General features: G+C 52.3%; 17 protein-coding genes and 1 riboswitch. Of the genes, 1 reads left to right on the top strand and 16 read right to left on the bottom strand.

Features of this window, described 5'->3' with window-relative positions; all coding sequences use genetic code 11:
• Positions 1-10: 10 nt before the first annotated feature.
• The 4 genes from nhaC to GBC03_16075 all read right to left on the bottom strand — a co-directional run bounded on the left by nhaC (position 11) and on the right by GBC03_16075 (position 4,676).
• Entirely contained in the window at positions 11-1,459 is a 1,449-nt protein-coding gene (nhaC, locus tag GBC03_16060; protein ID QFS71611.1) for a Na+/H+ antiporter NhaC, read from the bottom strand.
• 98 nt (positions 1,460-1,557) lie between these two features.
• Positions 1,558-2,487 (bottom strand): transcriptional regulator MelR, encoded by a 930-nt coding sequence (gene melR, locus GBC03_16065; GenBank protein ID QFS71612.1) that lies wholly within the window; start codon positions 2,485-2,487, stop codon positions 1,558-1,560.
• A gap of 396 nt (positions 2,488-2,883) precedes the next feature.
• Positions 2,884-3,975 carry a redox-regulated ATPase YchF gene (ychF, locus tag GBC03_16070; GenBank protein QFS71613.1) on the bottom strand — a complete coding sequence of 364 codons (1,092 nt, stop codon included), beginning with the start codon at positions 3,973-3,975 and terminating at the stop codon, positions 2,884-2,886.
• Positions 3,976-4,091: 116 nt separating this feature from the next.
• Complete coding sequence (locus tag GBC03_16075; protein ID QFS71614.1) at positions 4,092-4,676, bottom strand: aminoacyl-tRNA hydrolase; 585 nt, start codon at positions 4,674-4,676, stop codon at positions 4,092-4,094.
• Positions 4,677-4,951: 275 nt separating this feature from the next.
• Between GBC03_16075 and ychH the strand changes: the two genes are divergently transcribed.
• Positions 4,952-5,230, top strand: coding sequence for a stress-induced protein YchH (ychH, locus tag GBC03_16080; protein QFS71615.1), 279 nt, complete (start codon positions 4,952-4,954; stop codon positions 5,228-5,230).
• Between the two features lie 69 nt (positions 5,231-5,299).
• Here ychH and GBC03_16085 read toward each other — a convergent pair whose 3' ends face one another.
• From GBC03_16085 to lolB, 12 genes are all read right to left on the bottom strand, one after another.
• Positions 5,300-6,103: a cytochrome c1 gene (locus GBC03_16085; protein QFS74027.1), complete on the bottom strand. Its 804-nt coding sequence runs from the start codon at positions 6,101-6,103 to the stop codon at positions 5,300-5,302.
• A 5-nt stretch (positions 6,104-6,108) separates the two neighbouring features.
• Positions 6,109-7,248: a cytochrome b gene (locus GBC03_16090; GenBank protein ID QFS71616.1), complete on the bottom strand. Its 1,140-nt coding sequence runs from the start codon at positions 7,246-7,248 to the stop codon at positions 6,109-6,111.
• Position 7,249: 1 nt separating this feature from the next.
• On the bottom strand, positions 7,250-7,801 hold the full coding sequence (gene petA / locus GBC03_16095; protein ID QFS74028.1) for a ubiquinol-cytochrome c reductase iron-sulfur subunit: 552 nt from the start codon (positions 7,799-7,801) through the stop codon (positions 7,250-7,252).
• Between the two features lie 14 nt (positions 7,802-7,815).
• Complete coding sequence (locus tag GBC03_16100; GenBank protein QFS71617.1) at positions 7,816-8,256, bottom strand: pseudoazurin; 441 nt, start codon at positions 8,254-8,256, stop codon at positions 7,816-7,818.
• Between the two features lie 11 nt (positions 8,257-8,267).
• A complete protein-coding gene (locus GBC03_16105) occupies positions 8,268-9,083 on the bottom strand; it encodes an ATP-binding cassette domain-containing protein (GenBank protein ID QFS71618.1) in 816 nt (271 codons plus the stop codon).
• Positions 9,080-10,147 (bottom strand): iron chelate uptake ABC transporter family permease subunit, encoded by a 1,068-nt coding sequence (locus tag GBC03_16110; GenBank protein QFS74029.1) that lies wholly within the window; start codon positions 10,145-10,147, stop codon positions 9,080-9,082. The genes GBC03_16105 and GBC03_16110 overlap by 4 nt, the downstream gene beginning before the upstream one ends.
• A gap of 65 nt (positions 10,148-10,212) precedes the next feature.
• The gene (locus GBC03_16115) at positions 10,213-11,265 is read right to left on the bottom strand and encodes an ABC transporter substrate-binding protein (protein ID QFS71619.1); all 1,053 of its coding nucleotides are present in this window, start codon (positions 11,263-11,265) and stop codon (positions 10,213-10,215) included.
• A gap of 219 nt (positions 11,266-11,484) precedes the next feature.
• A riboswitch (cobalamin riboswitch) is annotated at positions 11,485-11,713 on the bottom strand.
• 179 nt (positions 11,714-11,892) lie between these two features.
• A complete protein-coding gene (locus tag GBC03_16120; GenBank protein QFS74030.1) occupies positions 11,893-12,384 on the bottom strand; it encodes a GNAT family N-acetyltransferase in 492 nt (163 codons plus the stop codon).
• A 146-nt stretch (positions 12,385-12,530) separates the two neighbouring features.
• Complete coding sequence (gene dauA, locus GBC03_16125; protein ID QFS71620.1) at positions 12,531-14,210, bottom strand: C4-dicarboxylic acid transporter DauA; 1,680 nt, start codon at positions 14,208-14,210, stop codon at positions 12,531-12,533.
• A gap of 255 nt (positions 14,211-14,465) precedes the next feature.
• Positions 14,466-15,413, bottom strand: a complete 948-nt coding sequence (prs, locus tag GBC03_16130) for a ribose-phosphate diphosphokinase (protein QFS71621.1) — start codon at positions 15,411-15,413, stop codon at positions 14,466-14,468.
• A 149-nt stretch (positions 15,414-15,562) separates the two neighbouring features.
• Positions 15,563-16,414, bottom strand: coding sequence for a 4-(cytidine 5'-diphospho)-2-C-methyl-D-erythritol kinase (gene ispE, locus GBC03_16135; protein ID QFS71622.1), 852 nt, complete (start codon positions 16,412-16,414; stop codon positions 15,563-15,565).
• On the bottom strand, positions 16,411-17,034 hold the full coding sequence (lolB, locus tag GBC03_16140; protein ID QFS71623.1) for a lipoprotein localization protein LolB: 624 nt from the start codon (positions 17,032-17,034) through the stop codon (positions 16,411-16,413). The genes ispE and lolB overlap by 4 nt, the downstream gene beginning before the upstream one ends.
• Between the last annotated feature and the right edge of the window lie 191 nt (positions 17,035-17,225).

Raw genomic sequence — 17,225 nt, forward strand, 5'->3', positions numbered from 1 at the left:
TCTCTGTAAATCAGGAAGCTGTTGTATATTCAGGATCATCATTCGGCTCATAGCGTGCAATGCCAATACCCGTGGCCGCCCACAGTAAAGCAAAGAACACACCGCTGTAACATAAAATAGCCCATGGAAGATAATCGAGTGTGGCCACGTCCAGCATGGTGGCACAATACACCCCGGAAGCTGACCATGGAATAATCGGCTCAACCACCGTTCCAGCATCTTCCGTTGTTCGTGAAAGATTTTTTGTTGCCAGTCCTCGTCTTTTATATTCCTCTTTGAAGGCATCACCACACAGCAGCAAAGGTAATGTTCCATTTGCAGTGCAGGCACAAATAGTAAAGGCGCACACAATCGTTGTTAATACCAATCTGAACGTTGATTTTACTCCTTTTGTCAGTGCCCGGATGACTGTGTGAAGTGAGCCTGTCGCACTCATGGCGCCTGCAAAACTGAATGCACTAAAAACCGTAACGAAGCTGCTGAACATCGAGATTGCGCCACCTCGTTCCAGCAGACGTGGAAGATCTGAAGACAAAGAAGCAATATTCGCTCCCTCAGCCATGCTTAATCGGAATCCACTCACCACAGATTCGCCAACCGACGACGGAGCAAATGACTGAACTACAAGAGCCAGGATTACCGATACCAGCGTGGAAAGAAAGAGCATAGGAATAGGGGGTTTTTTGGTCAGGGAGCCGTAAAGCACCATAACAGGCGGCAACAGAAGCAGGATATTGAAATGATAGACTTTTGCGATTGACGTCATCAAAACAATAATGGTGTCTGGCGTTGTTGCGGTTGTGTCGATATTGAGTCCCATATACGCATAAACGATGCAGCACAAAATAAAACCGGGTCCAGTTGTCCAGAGCAGATGCCCAATATGGGAGTATAAATTGACACCTGCTGCTAATGCAGCCATGTTTGTGGAATCTGAAACAGGTGATAATTTATCCCCAAACCAGCATCCTGAAACAATTGCGCCTGCGGCAATTGCTAACGGTATATTCAGGCCAATGGCCACACCAATCATAGCAATACCGATTGTACCCATTGATCCCCACGAGGTACCAGTGCATACAGAAATGAGTGCTCCTAAAAAGAATGCAGAGATGTAAAAGTATTGCGGATTAATGATTTTAAGTCCGTAATATATCATCATCGGTATCGTCCCTGATACCATCCATGCTCCGATTAAAAAACCGATACTTGCCACAATTAAAATAACAGGCAAGGCTTCAGAAATTTTCTCACAAATCGAATTCAGTATATCGTCCCACGTATAACCGTGAGCAATAGCGACAAATGAGGCAGCGGCTGTACCTAAAAGAATCATGGGTTCCGCACGAATATCAAATACAAAATATCCAATGCTTATTGCAGTTAGCATGACGATCATAGGGAACAGCGACCAGAAAAAAGAAGGCTGTCGCTTATCTTTTAGCTTATTATATATCATTTTTTTTGCATTCCTGATGCTATTTTATATGGGTAGAGGTTCAGAAATAGATGTGTGTTCGCTAATGCTTTTTAAACAATCATAGATGTTCCTGGTGATTATATCGACTGATATCTGCGCTCCTGACTAAGCTTGCGATACTCTTTGGGTGCCATACCAACATGATTTTTAAAAATGCTGTAGAATCGACTACTGGACGTAAAACCTGCTAGCATTGCAATATCCAGAATTGTTTTATCGGTATCACTTAATAATGCACGCACATGGTTAATACGTAAGGCCATAATGTATTGCTTGATAGACAATTGCATTGCTCCTTTAAATATTCCCATGGCGTAGTTAGCATTTAACTTCACGTGGTCTGCGATATCGTTTACCGTGAGTTGTTTATCACAGTTTGCAGCAATAAATTCGAGCATTTGGCTGACATAAAATTGAGCATGTCGCGAGGTACCATTCAGAAGTGTATAAGACGCTTTACTGACTGATACCGGAGCCCAACCGGATAAACTAAAACGCTTCAGCATCAGCGCAATCTCATCAATAGCCAGTTGACGAATGTGGGTGCTTTTGCTGTTCAGTTCATGTTGCCAGCGCTGGACCTCAATGACGCTGAGTTGCTGCACAGCCTGGGACTGTATTACTCGGCCGTGCGTAACATGATTAACCAACTCTCGATCCAAAGGCCACGATAAAAATAAGTGCATAGGTAGATTAAAAATCGCCATTTTCTGACAGTGACCCGGATCGGTTAACTGGTGCGGTGTACAGGCCCAGAATAACGTCACATGTCCTTGATGAATCTTGATCGCTTCATCATTGATCAAATACTCCACATCACCATCGAATGGGATATTGATTTCAATCTGTCCATGCCAGTGACTGTATGACATTGCCAGCGGAGCACGAAGTTCGATATCCATCTTCTGTGACTCGGAATACAAGGCCAGAGGACTTTTGGTTTGCTTGTCATAACTACGGCACATATGGGGATCATACGGTAACCGTGGGAAGTTTTTATCCGCCATAGCCATCACTCCAGATCAACAGCCAAAGAACATTCTCTGTGAAGCATTTTTTTAAAGCTTACCTGAAAACACTCCCGACTTTACCTACATTCCATACAATTTATTCCCGGAAACTCAGATTTATGTGTAACTGATTAGCGATCTGAGTTTCCAGGAGAAAATAGGTCATCAAGTGATGTTGACGTTGATGTTTGCTGCATTTCAGGCAAATCACAGATCAGGGGGGGCAGGGACGTCTACCCGTTGATGTGAAGATGAACAATATGACGAAGAGCAGCGTTCAGCGAGGAATTCAGGGGGGTATTGAAAATATAAAATCCACGCAATTGCGTGGATTTTATAAGATTTATTAATCTTCATGAGGCTCAATGAAACCTCATGAGACAACAAATTTCTTTAGACGTTGAACAGGAAGTTCATCACATCGCCATCTTTAACGATGTAATCTTTCCCTTCGGCACGCATCTTACCGGCTTCTTTCGCGCCCTGTTCACCTTTGTAGGTGATGAAGTCGTCAAACGCGATGGTCTGTGCGCGGATAAAGCCTTTCTCAAAGTCAGTATGGATTTTGCCCGCTGCCTGCGGAGCCGTCGCGCCGACAGGGATGGTCCATGCACGCACTTCTTTCACGCCTGCGGTGAAGTAGGTTTGCAGATTCAGCAGCTTATAACCAGCACGGATCACACGGTTCAGGCCTGGTTCTTCCAGCCCCAGTTCCTGCATGAATTCGTCGCGCTCGTCATCATCCAGTTCGGCGATGTCGGCTTCAACAGCTGCACAAACCGGAACCACGACGGAACCTTCTTTCGCGGCAATTTCACGCACCTGATCGAGATATGGGTTGTTCTCGAAACCGTCTTCGTTGACGTTAGCGATATACATGGTTGGTTTCAGAGTCAGGAAGCTCAGGTAGCGGATCGCCGCTTTGTCTTCTTCCGTCAGATCCAGAGAACGCAGCATGCCGGCTTCAGAGAGTTGCGGCAGGCATTTTTCCAGTGCCGCCAGTTCGGCTTTCGCATCTTTATCGCCGCCTTTGGCTTTCTTCTGCACGCGGTGAATTGCGCGTTCGCAGGTATCGAGATCCGCCAGAGCCAGCTCGGTGTTGATAACGTCAATATCTTCCGCCGGGTTCACTTTGCCCGATACGTGAATGATGTTGTCGTTTTCGAAGCAGCGAACCACGTGGCCGATCGCTTCGGTTTCACGAATGTTGGTCAGGAACTGGTTACCCAGACCTTCACCTTTGGATGCGCCTTTAACCAGACCGGCAATATCAACAAATTCCATTGTGGTCGGCAGGATACGCTGCGGTTTGACGATCTCAGCCAACTGGTCCAGACGCGGGTCGGGCATCGGCACGACGCCGGTATTCGGCTCAATCGTACAGAATGGGAAGTTTGCCGCTTCAATACCGGCTTTGGTCAGCGCGTTGAACAGGGTGGATTTCCCGACGTTGGGCAAACCGACGATACCGCATTTGAATCCCATGATTTAAATCACCTTAATATCTTGATAATCAACCTGTTGCAGAGAACAGATTGTAGAAATGGAAATAACTCTGCCTATTATACACGGCGTACGGCAAAAATGCCGCACATCACTGCTTATTGCGCTTTAAAGGCGTGCAATCGGTTCGTTGCTTTGGTCAAACCTTCTTTGAACCACAACTCAGTGCAACGCGCCGCTTCGTCAATTGCATCGTCAATTAACTTCTGTTCAGAAACAGGCGGTTTGCCTAGCACAAAGCCGACAACTTTATTTTTGTCGCCCGGATGGCCGATTCCGACACGTAAGCGATGAAAGTTAGGGTTATTGCCGAGCTTGCTGATAATGTCTTTCAGCCCGTTGTGTCCTCCATGACCCCCACCGAGTTTAAACTTCGCCACGCCAGGCGGAAGATCCAGTTCATCGTGGGCCACTAAAATTTCATCAGGATTGATGCGATAAAAACTCGCCATCGCGCCGACCGCTTTGCCGCTCAGATTCATAAACGTGGTGGGAACTAACAAACGGACATCTTCACCTTCCAGACTGACTCTGGAGGTGTAGCCGAAGAATTTCGGCTCTTCGCGCAGGGGGGCGCGCAACCGCTCTGCCAGTAAATCGACGTACCATGCGCCCGCATTATGTCGGGTGGCTGCATATTCAGCGCCGGGGTTCGCCAGGCCGACAATCAGTTTAATCGTCACGTTTTCTATCCTGAGTGTTTCAATAACTGGCGCGTAGTTTACTGTCTGTCGTCCCGCTTGACAAAGAACCGTGTGACTTCACACGAAAACTGAATAATTGCCAACATTGATTATTGGAAAGTCAAGATGTTCAGGGGGTTATTTGTAAAGTTTTGTTGAATAATGGCTGGTAATTGTGATCGCAGGCGCACTACCAAAGCGGTGTGTTGTCTATACTTTACACATAAGGATTAGGGGTATTCCCTGAAGCAACCCAAAGGTTCCGGAGGTGACATATGAAACGCAAAAACGCTTCGTTACTCGGTAATGTTCTCATGGGTTTGGGGCTAGTGGTCATGGTGGGTGGCGTGGGTTATTCCATTTTAAACCAGTTGCCGCAATTTAACCTGCCACAATTTTTCGCTCATGGCGCAGTGCTCAGTATCTTCGTCGGTGCCATTCTGTGGCTGGCGGGTGCCCGCGTAGGGGGGCATGAGCAGGTCAGCGACCGTTACTGGTGGGTGCGCCACTACGATAAACGTTGCCGTCGTAACGATAATCGTCGTCACAGCTAACGCTTAGCTGCAAGATAATGACCAGCCAGCATGAGGCTGACTGGTCAGAGTGCGGTTTCTTTCTCGCGCTTAGTTTTGTGCGCGTCTTTTCATTCGTCGTAACATCCACAATAGCGCCAGTATCACGGTGAGATAGCCCATCACGTAAATTCCCTGATGTGTTCTCGTCTGCCGTTCAGGATCGGCTGCCCAAACCAGAAAGGCCGTCACATCCCGTGCGTACTGTTCTTCCGTTTGCGCGACATGCGCGTCTGTTTGCCATTCGATTTCGCCATCCGCCAGCGGCTTTGGCATGTTAATCACGCCACCCGGATAGTAGCGATTGGCTTTCATTTCCGGATCGTCGGGCAGGTAACCGGTTAAGAGTGCGAAGAGGTAATCCGCCCCTTGCTCAGAGTAGGGCATAAACGCGTCCAGCAGAAATTGCGGAAAGCCGCGATCGTACGTACGGGCGCGAACGATATAACTCAAATCCACGGGCAGGGCGCCGTTATTCAGATATCTCGCTTCCTGCTCATTCAGGTAAGGCGAAATAAAACTGTCATTCAGGGTGCCGTCCCGCTCGCCGGGCTGACCGTCATCCTGGATAGTCGGGAATACATAGCCGCTGGCAAGGCTTTTCGCCTCTTCTGTCGTCAGCTCCGGGCCACCGGGTTTCGTCAGTGTGCGAAACGTCAGGTATTTCATGCTGTGACAGGCCCGGCACTTCTCTTCATAGACCTGCAAACCGCGCCGCAGTTGCGCCTTATCATATTCACCGGCAAGGCCGCTGAAGCGCCAGTCCTGTCGTGTCGGTACGGCGTCTTGTGCAAATACCGACCCCATCACGCAGAATACCATCCACAGCATGCTGTATCTGAATAATTGTCTTATCATCTTCAGTCCTGCTTTTCCAGAAAACGCCGACAGGGCAGCACCAGTAAAAACCAGGCGAAATAGCCGAGTGTCGACAGCTGCGATGCCGCGCGGATCCAGCCCTCTTCATTACGAATGCCTTCCGTCAGATCGGGGCCAACCAGCGCTTTCGATCCCAACCATCCCAGAAAACAGAGGTTCAGCACCCATAGCCAGAAACCCCCTTTCACCCATTTGCTGTAGTGGCGAAAACGCGCGCGGGAGGTATCCAGCCAGGGGAGAATGTAGAAGATCAGTACCGCGCCGCACATGGCCGCCAGCCCGACGCGTTCATCTGGAAAACAGCGCAGAATGGAAAAGAACGGGAGAAAGTACCATTCCGGGGCGACAATTGCCGGAGTGACCGTGGGATCCGCCGGGATGAAGTTATCCGCGCTACTCAGATAATGCGGCGCGAAAAACAAAAACCAGGTGAACAGCATCAGAAACAGCGTGATTTTGATGGCATCAGAATCCGTGATTCGGTAATCAAAGAACAGACTGCGTGATGCCTTTTCGCTGAAGGTCCGTTTCATCGCGTGGGCAAATGCCGACTGTACCGTGCGGACGTGGAAAATCGTCATCACCACGACGGCAAAGGGAAGAATAAAGTGCAGAACGTAAAAGCGTCCCAGCGTGGGGGTTCCAGGCGCATAACCGCCCACCAGGAAGGTGTACAGTCCGTCTCCCACTACCGGAATGGCGCGGGCGAAACGGGTGATGACCGTCGCCGCCCAGTAACTTTTTTGCCCCCAAATCAGGCTGTAGCCGAGAAACGCGGTGATCATCAGCAGCACGTAAAGCGTGACGCTAATCATCCACATCGTCACATACGGTCTGCGGTAGACGTTGTAATACATGCCCCGGAAAATATGCAGATAGCAGGCGAAGAAAAACAGCGATGCACCGATGGCGTGCATATTGCGCAGCAGTTCTCCGTGGCTCACTGCGCGCATGATGTGAATGATGGAATCAAACGCCAGTTCTGCCGTTGGGACGTAAAACATCGCCAGCACGATGCCGGTCAGTATCTGTATCCCGAGCATTACCAACAGGATCGCGCCGATGGCGAATAGCCATACACCGGCGATGGAGCGTGGGAAAGGAATGCGCCAACGGATCATCTCACGCGTCCTTAGCGCCAATTCGCACGGTCAGGCCATCGGGGTGAAAGGCGTACTCGGGAACCGCCAGGTTGGCCGTTGCGGGCCCGCGCGTGACCCGTCCGGAAGTATCAAACTCCGAACCGTGGCACGGACAAACCCAGCCCTGTCCGCCGGGCCTGGCATTGGGTACGCAGCCGGCATGTGGGCAGTATCCCTGAACGACCAGCCACTGCGGATGGTCTGGCGTGACCCGTTCACTGTCCGACTGCGGATCGATAAGCACGCTGTGGTCGCCGGTACGGGCTGCGGCAATCTCTTCCGGCGTGCGGTGATGGATGAGGATTAACTTTCCCTGCCAGAGGCGTCTGACGGTTTGCCCGGCGGCGACACCCGCCAGTGAGACGTCTATCGGCTCATTTTCCCCGCGGGCCGTTTCGTCTGGGCCTAGTGCGGAAATCAGCGGCCAGACGGCGGCGGTCACCCCCGCCGCGGCAGCAAATTTTGTCAATTTACACAGGCAGTTGCGTCGTTGTTCCTGAATATCATCATCTGACGGTTTGTTCTCCACCACCACAGCGCTCTCCCTTACTGTTTATCAATGCGCGAATAGATCTCCTGGAAGCGCTTATCGGCGATCCCGGGGGCTTTAAACTCGCGGTAGGTGTCCGGCAGAGTGGCGTTGCCAACTTTGATCAGCATCACCATTCCTTGTGCATAGTGCGGGGTGCATTTAATGCCGTAGAATCCCGCGTCGTCATATTTCACCGCGATCTCCTCATCGATTTTGCCGATAAATCCCGGGTACCCCGCAGGAGACAGCTCAGCAATTGAGGCGGCATTGTGGCTTTTATGCTTACGGATAAACTTCACCGTGTCGCCGGGTTGAATCTCCAGATAGTCCGGCTCATAGACCATGGGTCCCGCTGAACCGCGATTCTTCATCAGCACTTCGTGAGTTTGCGAGAAAGCGGAGGCGGTGAGGGCCAGCAGACACAATGCGTTCAGGCTCTGTTTGACATATTTCATGGGGATCTTCCTTAAGTTCCTTCAGGCTTTTGATAACGAATAAAACAGCTAGCGCCGTGGGGATCGCGTTCGACGATGGCGTCAATACCAAACCAGGCGCGGAGATTGTCGCGGGTGAAAATGGCGCAGGGACGGCCCTGCATTTCCAGACGACCGGCGTTCAGCACGATGATGCGATCGCAGAACATGGCGGCATGATTGAGATCGTGGAGGGCGGCGACAACGGTCAGCTTTTCGCGTTTCACCAGACTGAGAAGGCCAATCTGATGCTGAATGTCGAGATGGTTAGTGGGTTCGTCCATCAGTAACAGTTGTGGCTGCTGCGCGAGGGCGCGGGCAATGTGCAGACGTTGCTTCTCGCCGCCGGAAAAGGTGTGCCAGCAGCGGTGGCGAAGATGCTGAAGATCGACTTTCTCCAGCATGGTCTGGACGATGTCGTCATCGTTTTCCGACCACGGATTCAGCAGGCTAAGCCACGGAGTGCGTCCCAGTGAGACGGCCTGCAGCGCGGTCAGGCGTTCACTGGTTTCCGCCTGCTGTTCAACCAGTGCAACCTGTTGGGCCAGTTGACGGCGCGAATAGTGGTGAAGCGACTTTTGTTGCAACAGGATGTGACCGGCTGAGGGTTTCAGCAGACCGGCCAGCAGCGAAATCAGCGATGTTTTACCGGATCCATTAGGGCCGATAATGCCGACAAACTCACCCGGCGCTACGCTGAGTGAGACATCATTGACAATCACTTTGCCTTTCACCTGCCAGTGCAGACGCTGCGCCTGAATGATGGCCTCACCAGCCGCAACGGGAGTCGGTACAGGATTAACGGTCATTTCGCCTGGTTTCCTCTGATCAGGATAATTGAAAACGCGGGCGCACCGACCAGCGCCGTGATAACGCCGATGGGCAGAACTTGTCCGGGGAGCAGCGTGCGAGAAATAACATCGGCGACGATCAGGAAAATCGCGCCGATCAGCGCGCTGACGGGCAGCAGCCGATGATGCTGATTGCCCACCAGCAGGCGGGCGGCGTGAGGGATCACCAGTCCCACAAAGCCAATGGCGCCGACGATGGAGACCATAATGGCCGTCATAGCGGTCACGGCGGCAATCAGCACGCCGCGGGTGCGTTTCACCGGAATACCCAGCGATGCTGCGGACTCTGCGCCAAAGGAGAAGGCATCCAGATGACGGGCATAGCAAAAGCATATCGCGACGCCAGCCAGCGCGGTGGGGACCGCCAGTATCACGTCCGGCCAGCGGACACCGCTCAGATTCCCGAGTAACCAGAACATAATGCCGCGCGCCTGTTCCGCGTTGGCGGAGCGGGTGATGATCAGTGAAGTCAGCGCATTGAACAGTTGTGAACTGGCGATACCGGCGAGAATGATTTGCGTGGTTATGCCACCACCTTGCCTGCCGCCCGCTGCGACGGCCAGCAGGGCTACAAACAGAAAGGCGGTCAGGGCGCCAATAAATGCGCCGAACGACATGCTTATCATGCCCGCGCCCAGTCCGGTCAGCGCAACCAGCACCGCCCCGGTAGACGCGCCGGCTGAAATGCCCAACAGATAGGGCTCGGCAAGTGCATTACGCAGTAATGACTGTAAAACCACGCCCGACACGGCCAGACAAGCGCCACAACTGGCAGAAACCAGTGCTCGGGTCAGGCGATAGTTCCAGACGATCCCGGCGTCCAGCGCATCAACCGGATAGTGAGTATCAAACAAACGGTTTGCCAGCGTGTTGAGCACGTGCTGCCAGGGAATAAACGTCTCGCCAATGGCGATCCCCGCCAGCAGGACACCGCACATCAGCACGCTAACCCAGAGGGCGTGACCGCAAACATTGACCGCTAACCGACTGACGGCGTGACGCGTCCTGCGTAAATCGCTCATAGTGACCTGCGTTTCGGAGTGCATAAAACGCGCCGGACCCGTCGGGGTCTGGCGCAAAACGAGGATTAATGCGCGGCCTGAGGATGCGCTAAGCCGTACTCAACCAGGGCATCCGCCAGCTTTTCAACACCGTCAATGGTTCTGATACCGGCATTCATGGTCTGCACGTCAATCACGGGTAAATGATTGGCTTTTACGGCGGGGATCAGTTGGGTGACCGGATCGGATTTCAGGTAATCCATTTTCACCTGCCAGTCATCGGCCGGGAAACGACGACGACTCATTTCCCCCAGCACAATCACCGACGGCTGGGCTTTCGCGATAGTTTCCCAACCGACAGTCGGCCACTCTTCGGCGGAATCAATGACGTTTTTGACGCCCAGCGTTTGCGCAATCCAGGCCGCAGGTCCCAATTTCCCGGCGACGTAAGGATCAAGTTGCAGGTCGGCGCTGGAGAACCAGAAGACGGCGGAGACGTTGCTGTCCATCCCGGCGATTTTGTTTTTCGCTGCCGCTTCGCGCGCTTTAAGGCTGGCAATCAGTTCGTCACCCTTATCCTGAACGTCGAAGATCGTCGCTAAGTCGGCGACTTCCTGATAGACCATCGCGATATCAAACATCCCTTTGCGAACGCCATCACCACCATCTTCGTTATCTTTCGCGCAGTCAGCCGGTGCGGTATAGACCGGGACCTTCAATTCGCTGAACTGTTCATAAGACGCCACGGTACCGGCGGGGCCGATTTGCCATTCGAACTGGCTGGCGACCAGATCCGGTTTTTTGGCAATGATGCCTTCGAAACTGGGGATGTTTTGCGCAATCACGGCAATCTTGTCATTTGCCGCTTTCCAGGCATCGGGAACCGGTCCAAACCACAGCGACGTTCCCACCACGCGGTCAGCCAGACCCAGTGCATACAGGATCTCTGTACTGTTTTGTCCCACGGTGGCAACACGTTTTGGTGCTGCGTTAAACGTGATATCCCGACCACAGTTTTTAATCGTCAATGGATATTCCGTTTTTGCAGCATGAGAAAGACCTGAGGTAAGAAACAGCGCGGCACCAGCAACAGCCAGAAGCGTTTTTTTATAAGGTAAAGAGGTAAAATTTGCGTGCATTATTATCATCCCGTTCATGCCAGAATCTGAACGTCTGGTCATGGATTATGTCGTTCCTTATATCGGGAGAGTTCATGACGATAGATGACATAACATCGTGAAATTTATGCATGACTTTATGCAAATAAAGAAAGTATGTGGTTCAGTCAGAAAACTGATTCACCTTTTCACAGTGACTTATGTCAAATAAATCATCCCATGGACCATCCCGTCCACTCAATGGAGCATAAATTTGACAGCAGGTCTCCTGACTCACGGTAATCAGAATATCGGCCTTCCCATAAAGATTCGCTTTACAGTGACCTGCAACAAAATATGCTGCACGAGGATATTCTGCATCCGCCTACAGTTGCGGGGGCAGTTATGGCATAAGATTAGAATAATCCGCACCATATTCCTATTCACTACAATGTTGGTGTAATGAAATGCTGTCGGAAAGGACTGTATCGGCATTTGTTAACAAGATCAATCACCGGGTGAAGAGAGGGCGTAATCGGATATATGAGTGTTTAATTCATATATTTCAAGTAGTTAACATTTTTGTGGATAATAAAATTCGGGATAGCGAAACGTAGTAATGAAAAGCTAAATGAGAATTGATTGACATTGATCAATTAATATTCTTAGTCATGCCAATTTATGTGATCTCTCCATATGCACTAATTGCCAGTGATCATGCATATCCATCACCACCTGAAAATTATTACGTTTCCAGAATGAATATCCGCCCGGTAAAAAATGGTGGGTATGCAAGTATAATAGGGTGTACTGGTGCTGCTCACAAAATGTTTCAGCAAAAGCGAGTAACTGACGGCCAATACCTTTTCTGCGATAGCGTTTGTCCACATAACAGCGACAAATTTCCGCCGTTTCATTCAAAATATAACGCCCGCGAAGTTCAGCTATTCGGTCGTCATATTGGCAGACGGCCAGGGTAGCAATGAGTTCATGCTTTTCGCTCCAGGCGCAAAGCAATAAATTCCGCTCCTGCTGAATATACTGCTGTTGCAGATGAAAAACATCCTGTCCGGCAGAAGGAACAGGTCTTCCAGCAGCAAAGAATTCATTCAAATGCTGGGTCAGAAATAACTGAACCGCCGGAATATCATCTCCGGTCATTTCACGTAAGGTAAAGGGAATCACGAACTGCCACTCTTATTCACAGGAACAGAAAACGGATAATAACAACTCAGGCGAGGAAAACCAGCGGGCAGAGTGGAAAATGTTACCGGCCCGTACAGGAACAGACCGGTAACCGCCAGAGATTACAAATCAGCCAGCGCCGCGTCGCGGTTCGGGAAGAACGTCAGGCGTCCCGGAATCGGCTTAATACCGGCGCGCGCCATCGTGCGCAGCGGCTGGAATTCCACGTTTGTCACGCGCAGTTCGCATCCTTCCGGCAATCTTTTCACAAAGCGCTGGAAGGCATCCAGGCCCCCGGCATCCAGCACGGGCACCGCATCCCACTTCAGCACGACTATGCGCTTGCCTTCAATGCGCGACTCCAGATCGGTGAACAATCCTTCAGCCGCGGCAAAGAACAGCGGGCCTATCACGCGCAGCACCAGCACATCCTCTGGCACCTCAACGTTCACCGCGGCCAGTCGCGTCATGCGCGCGATACGACGCATAAACAGTAACGAGGCCAGCACAATCCCGACGCTAATGGCAATGACCATGTCAAACAGCACCGTCAGCGACATACACATCATCATCACAATGATGTCGTCTTTGGGCGCGTGACGCAGTAAATCCACCACCTTGTGGGCTTCGCTCATGTTCCACGCCACCATCAGCAGCAGGGCCGCCATCGCCGACAGCGGTAGCCAGGAGAGCAGTGGCGCCAGCGCCAGCAGCGCCATGATCACCAGAAGCGCGTGGATCACAGCGGAAATCGGGGAGGTAGCGCCAGCGCGGACGTTCGCCGCCGAGCGGGCAATCGCCGCCGTTGCCGTAATCCCGCCGAAGAAGGGCGCGACGATGTTACCCAGCCCCTGACCGATCAGTTCACTGTTGGCCTTGTGTTTGGTACCGGTCATTCCGTCGAGCACCACGGCGCAGAGCAGAGACTCAATCGCCCCCAGCATCGCCATAGAAAACGCCGCCGGAAGCAGAGCGCGCAGGGAATCCCAGCTCAGGGTGAAATCAGAATCCGGCAGGTTCCACGGCAGCACCAGCTGCGGCAGCAGTTGGGGGATCCCATTGCCCTGTGAGCCGTCGGCCAGAATATAGTGGAACTGAGAACCAATGGTCGCAACATGTCCGCCCAGCAGGTTGACAATCCCCATGACGACGCAACCGGCGAGCAGGGCGGGCAGGTGACCTGGCAGGCGAATGCCCAGACGCGGCCAGAAAATCAGGGTACCCAGCGTGACCACGCCGATGGCGGCGTCACCCAGGTTGATGGTCGGCAGGGCCATAAACAGCGCGCCGACTTTCTGCAGATAGTGCTCCGGTACGTGGGCCATCTGCAGACCGAGGAAGTCTTTGATTTGCATGGTACCAATGGTGATACCAATCCCTGAAGTAAAACCTAAGGTCACTGAAACCGGGATGTACTCAATCAGGCGACCGAAGCGGGCCAGGCCAAAGAGGATCAGAAAAACCCCGGACATCAGCGTCGCCACCAGCAGGCCAGCAAGTCCAAACTGCTGCGAAACGGGGTAGAGGATCACCACAAATGCGGCGGTTGGACCAGAGACGCTAAAACGCGACCCCCCGGTTAAGGCAATGACTATCCCTGCCACAGCGGAAGTATAGAGTCCGTACTGCGGCGCAACGCCACTCCCAATAGCCAGCGCCATCGCCAGCGGGATGGCAATAATCCCGACGGTGATCCCGGCAATCACATCACGGCTAAACCGCGAGGCGGTATATTTTTCTTTCCAACAAGCGTCGATGAGGGCGCGGAAAGGCATCACATGTGAGGAAAAAATTCTGTTCACAATAATGTTTCATCCATGAGCGCATCATCTGTCAACTCATAGGCTGGTTGGCAGGTGAAGGAGGCTTAAGTCATTCCACTTCATCCTTCCGATTGTCTCTTTGTTGGCTGCCTTCATTCGCCCCCGTCACGTACTACCGGTACGTTCCCGGGAACTCATTCGCTTGCCGCCTCGATGCATCCTGAATGATTTTGTGGAGAAATAAGGGTTACAGACGAAAAAACCCGCCGCAGCGGGTTTTTGAACCGGGTTCGATTAATGCTCGAACATAGCAGAAATAGATTCTTCGTTGCTGATACGACGAATCGCTTCGGCCAGCATACCCGACAGGGTCAATGTACGCACGTTCGGCAGTGCTTTGATTTCGTCGGTCAGCGGAATGGTATCGCAGACGACAACTTCATCAATCACTGAGTTACGCAGGTTGTTAGCTGCATTGCCTGAGAAGATAGGGTGGGTCGCGTAAGCAAATACGCGTTTCGCACCACGTTCTTTCAGCGCTTCAGCGGCCTTACACAACGTGCCACCGGTATCGATCATGTCGTCAACCAGTACGCAGTCACGGCCAGCGACGTCACCGATGATGTGCATCACCTGAGAGACGTTTGCACGCGGACGGCGTTTGTCGATGATTGCCATATCGGTGTCATTGAGCAGTTTAGCGATAGCGCGGGCACGCACGACGCCACCGATGTCCGGAGAAACCACAATCGGGTTATCCAGATTCAGCTGCAGCATATCTTCTAACAGAATTGGGCTACCAAATACGTTATCAACCGGTACGTCAAAGAAGCCCTGGATCTGTTCAGCATGCAGGTCAACGGTCAGAACGCGGTCAACGCCAACGCTGGACAGGAAGTCAGCGACAACTTTTGCCGTAATCGGTACACGGGCGGAACGTACACGACGATCCTGGCGCGCATAGCCAAAGTAAGGAATAACGGCGGTGATACGGCCTGCGGAAGCACGGCGCAGGGCATCAACCATAACGACCAATTCCATCAGGTTGTCGTTCGTTGGAGCACAAGTGGACTGGATGATGAAAATATCACCACCGCGTACATTTTCGTTAATTTGTACGCTGACTTCGCCATCGCTAAAGCGACCTACAGCGGCGTCGCCGAGAGAAGTGTACAGGCGGTTGGCAATACGTTGTGCTAGTTCCGGGGTGGCGTTACCAGCAAAAAGCTTCATATCAGGCACGAGAAGAACCTCAGGCATGCGTCCATTGGTGGAAAGAGTTTGCCGAAAACTGTGCGGGCCAGGCAGGACTCTCTCCATGCGGTGTATTAAAGAGCGCGATGCAACGTCTGGAACAAGGTGACGTTGTCACCGAAACTCAGCTTGCCCGGCTAAAGCATGGATTGATGGAGTGGAGAAAGGTTGACACCCTTCGCCACAAAGCCATTAAACCATTCCGGGGCTTGCTCAAGCACCTGTCGGGCACGAGATTCTGTATCGAATTCAGCAAAGACACAGGCCCCTGTACCAGTCAGGCGCGACGGCGCGTATTCTAACAGCCAGGAAAGCGCCGCATCAACCTCGCGAAAACGTTTTCTTGCGATAACCTCGCAATCATTGCTGAATTCACATTTTAATAACGTTTCTATTGACCTTTTTGGCGTATTGCGGGGGAGGTCTGGATCGTTAAAAATCATCGGCGTAGAAATACTGACGCCCGGATGCACCACCAGGTACCATTTTTCGGCCGGCTCCACCGGCGTCAGGCGCTCTCCGACGCCTTCAGCAAAGGCGGCGTGTCCCCGGACAAACACCGGGACGTCAGCACCCAGCGTTAATCCGAGCGCGGCCAGCTCGTCCAGCGACAAACCGCACTGCCAGATGTTATTCAGCGCGACCAGCACGGTTGCCGCATTCGACGACCCCCCGCCAAGCCCTCCGCCCATCGGCAGACGCTTTTCGATACGGATATCTGCGCCGCTGCCGGCCGGTAGACGACCGCTCTCTGCGGCTGTTTTCATCAGCAGTCGCGCGGCGCGAACGATCAGGTTGTCTTCATGTGCTACGCCGTCAACCGGCGTCAGGAGATGAATTTCGCCGTCGCTGCGCGGCTCCAGGCTGATGGTGTCGCCATAATCAAGGAACTGAAACAGGGTTTGCAGCGTGTGATAACCGTCCGCACGTCGTCCGGTGATGTATAAAAACAGATTCAGTTTTGCCGGAGAGGGCCAGTGGGTCATCATTTCACGATCCAGTTATCCATTTTCAGCTTGATACGCTGAGCGCCGTCAGAAAGCTCCATATTGGCGGGCATCGCCGGAGTAGTCTTACTGTCGTACGCACTGTAGACCACCTTCCAGCTTTTGCCGTCCTGGCGGTAGTTTACTTCACTCAGTCGATACTGGTCGTCAAGCTTGTAGTCGGTGGCGTCGCCCGGAAGGCCGAGGATCCATTGGCGCAGGCTGTTCAGCGGGATCGGCATACCGGTCAGCTTGCCAATCATCTCTTCGGCATCGTCAGCGGTATAGCGCTGCCCTTTGTTATCCATTAACTGCACGTTACCCGGCTGCGCATTCAGTTCAAGTTCGGTGCTGCCAAGCGGGTTGGTCAGCAGCAGACGATAGCGATCCTGGCCGGTCTGCTGCCAGAAAAAGCGCGCATAGACCTTCTGTTCGTCGGAAATATAGGCAAACGCGCCGCGCGTCTGATACTGATTTAATTGACGGACATCCTGCTGATGCTGCCGCCATTGAGGAGAGTCCGGGCTCTTCCCCGGGCCTTTCGGCGCGTTGAGCGTACAGGCGGTCAGAACCAGGCTTGCCAGCGGAAGCAGGCGGATCAGGCGAAAGTCAAGCAGGGTCATAATGATGACGAATCCTTGTGATATGTTGCAATAATAACCCTTAATGCTAGCGCTGTGCGGGTATATCGTCTACGTTCACGTTATCTTAATTTAAGCGACAAGCTATTACTCCAAAAGGGGGCACTCTCTTTTATTGATTCCGCGCATCCTGTATGATGCGAGCAGACTAACCATATCAACGCTGGTACTAC

This window comes from Citrobacter telavivensis, from assembly GCA_009363175.1.
Classification (GTDB): Bacteria; Pseudomonadota; Gammaproteobacteria; order Enterobacterales; family Enterobacteriaceae; genus Citrobacter_A; species Citrobacter_A telavivensis.

What these genes read in the sequence shown, in the direction of transcription:
- ychH (QFS71615.1), top strand. Translation starts at nt 4,952, where the DNA reads ATGAAACGCAAAAACGCTTCGTTACTCGGTAATGTTCTCATGGGTTTG.
- ispE (QFS71622.1), bottom strand. Translation starts at nt 16,414, where the DNA reads ATGATGACCCACTGGCCCTCTCCGGCAAAACTGAATCTGTTTTTATAC.
- GBC03_16115 (QFS71619.1), bottom strand. Translation starts at nt 11,265, where the DNA reads ATGCACGCAAATTTTACCTCTTTACCTTATAAAAAAACGCTTCTGGCT.
- GBC03_16090 (QFS71616.1), bottom strand. Translation starts at nt 7,248, where the DNA reads ATGATCCGTTGGCGCATTCCTTTCCCACGCTCCATCGCCGGTGTATGG.
- GBC03_16110 (QFS74029.1), bottom strand. Translation starts at nt 10,147, where the DNA reads ATGAGCGATTTACGCAGGACGCGTCACGCCGTCAGTCGGTTAGCGGTC.
- GBC03_16105 (QFS71618.1), bottom strand. Translation starts at nt 9,083, where the DNA reads ATGACCGTTAATCCTGTACCGACTCCCGTTGCGGCTGGTGAGGCCATC.
- GBC03_16100 (QFS71617.1), bottom strand. Translation starts at nt 8,256, where the DNA reads ATGAAATATGTCAAACAGAGCCTGAACGCATTGTGTCTGCTGGCCCTC.
- lolB (QFS71623.1), bottom strand. Translation starts at nt 17,034, where the DNA reads ATGACCCTGCTTGACTTTCGCCTGATCCGCCTGCTTCCGCTGGCAAGC.
- melR (QFS71612.1), bottom strand. Translation starts at nt 2,487, where the DNA reads ATGGCGGATAAAAACTTCCCACGGTTACCGTATGATCCCCATATGTGC.
- ychF (QFS71613.1), bottom strand. Translation starts at nt 3,975, where the DNA reads ATGGGATTCAAATGCGGTATCGTCGGTTTGCCCAACGTCGGGAAATCC.
- nhaC (QFS71611.1), bottom strand. Translation starts at nt 1,459, where the DNA reads ATGATATATAATAAGCTAAAAGATAAGCGACAGCCTTCTTTTTTCTGG.
- GBC03_16120 (QFS74030.1), bottom strand. Translation starts at nt 12,384, where the DNA reads ATGACCGGAGATGATATTCCGGCGGTTCAGTTATTTCTGACCCAGCAT.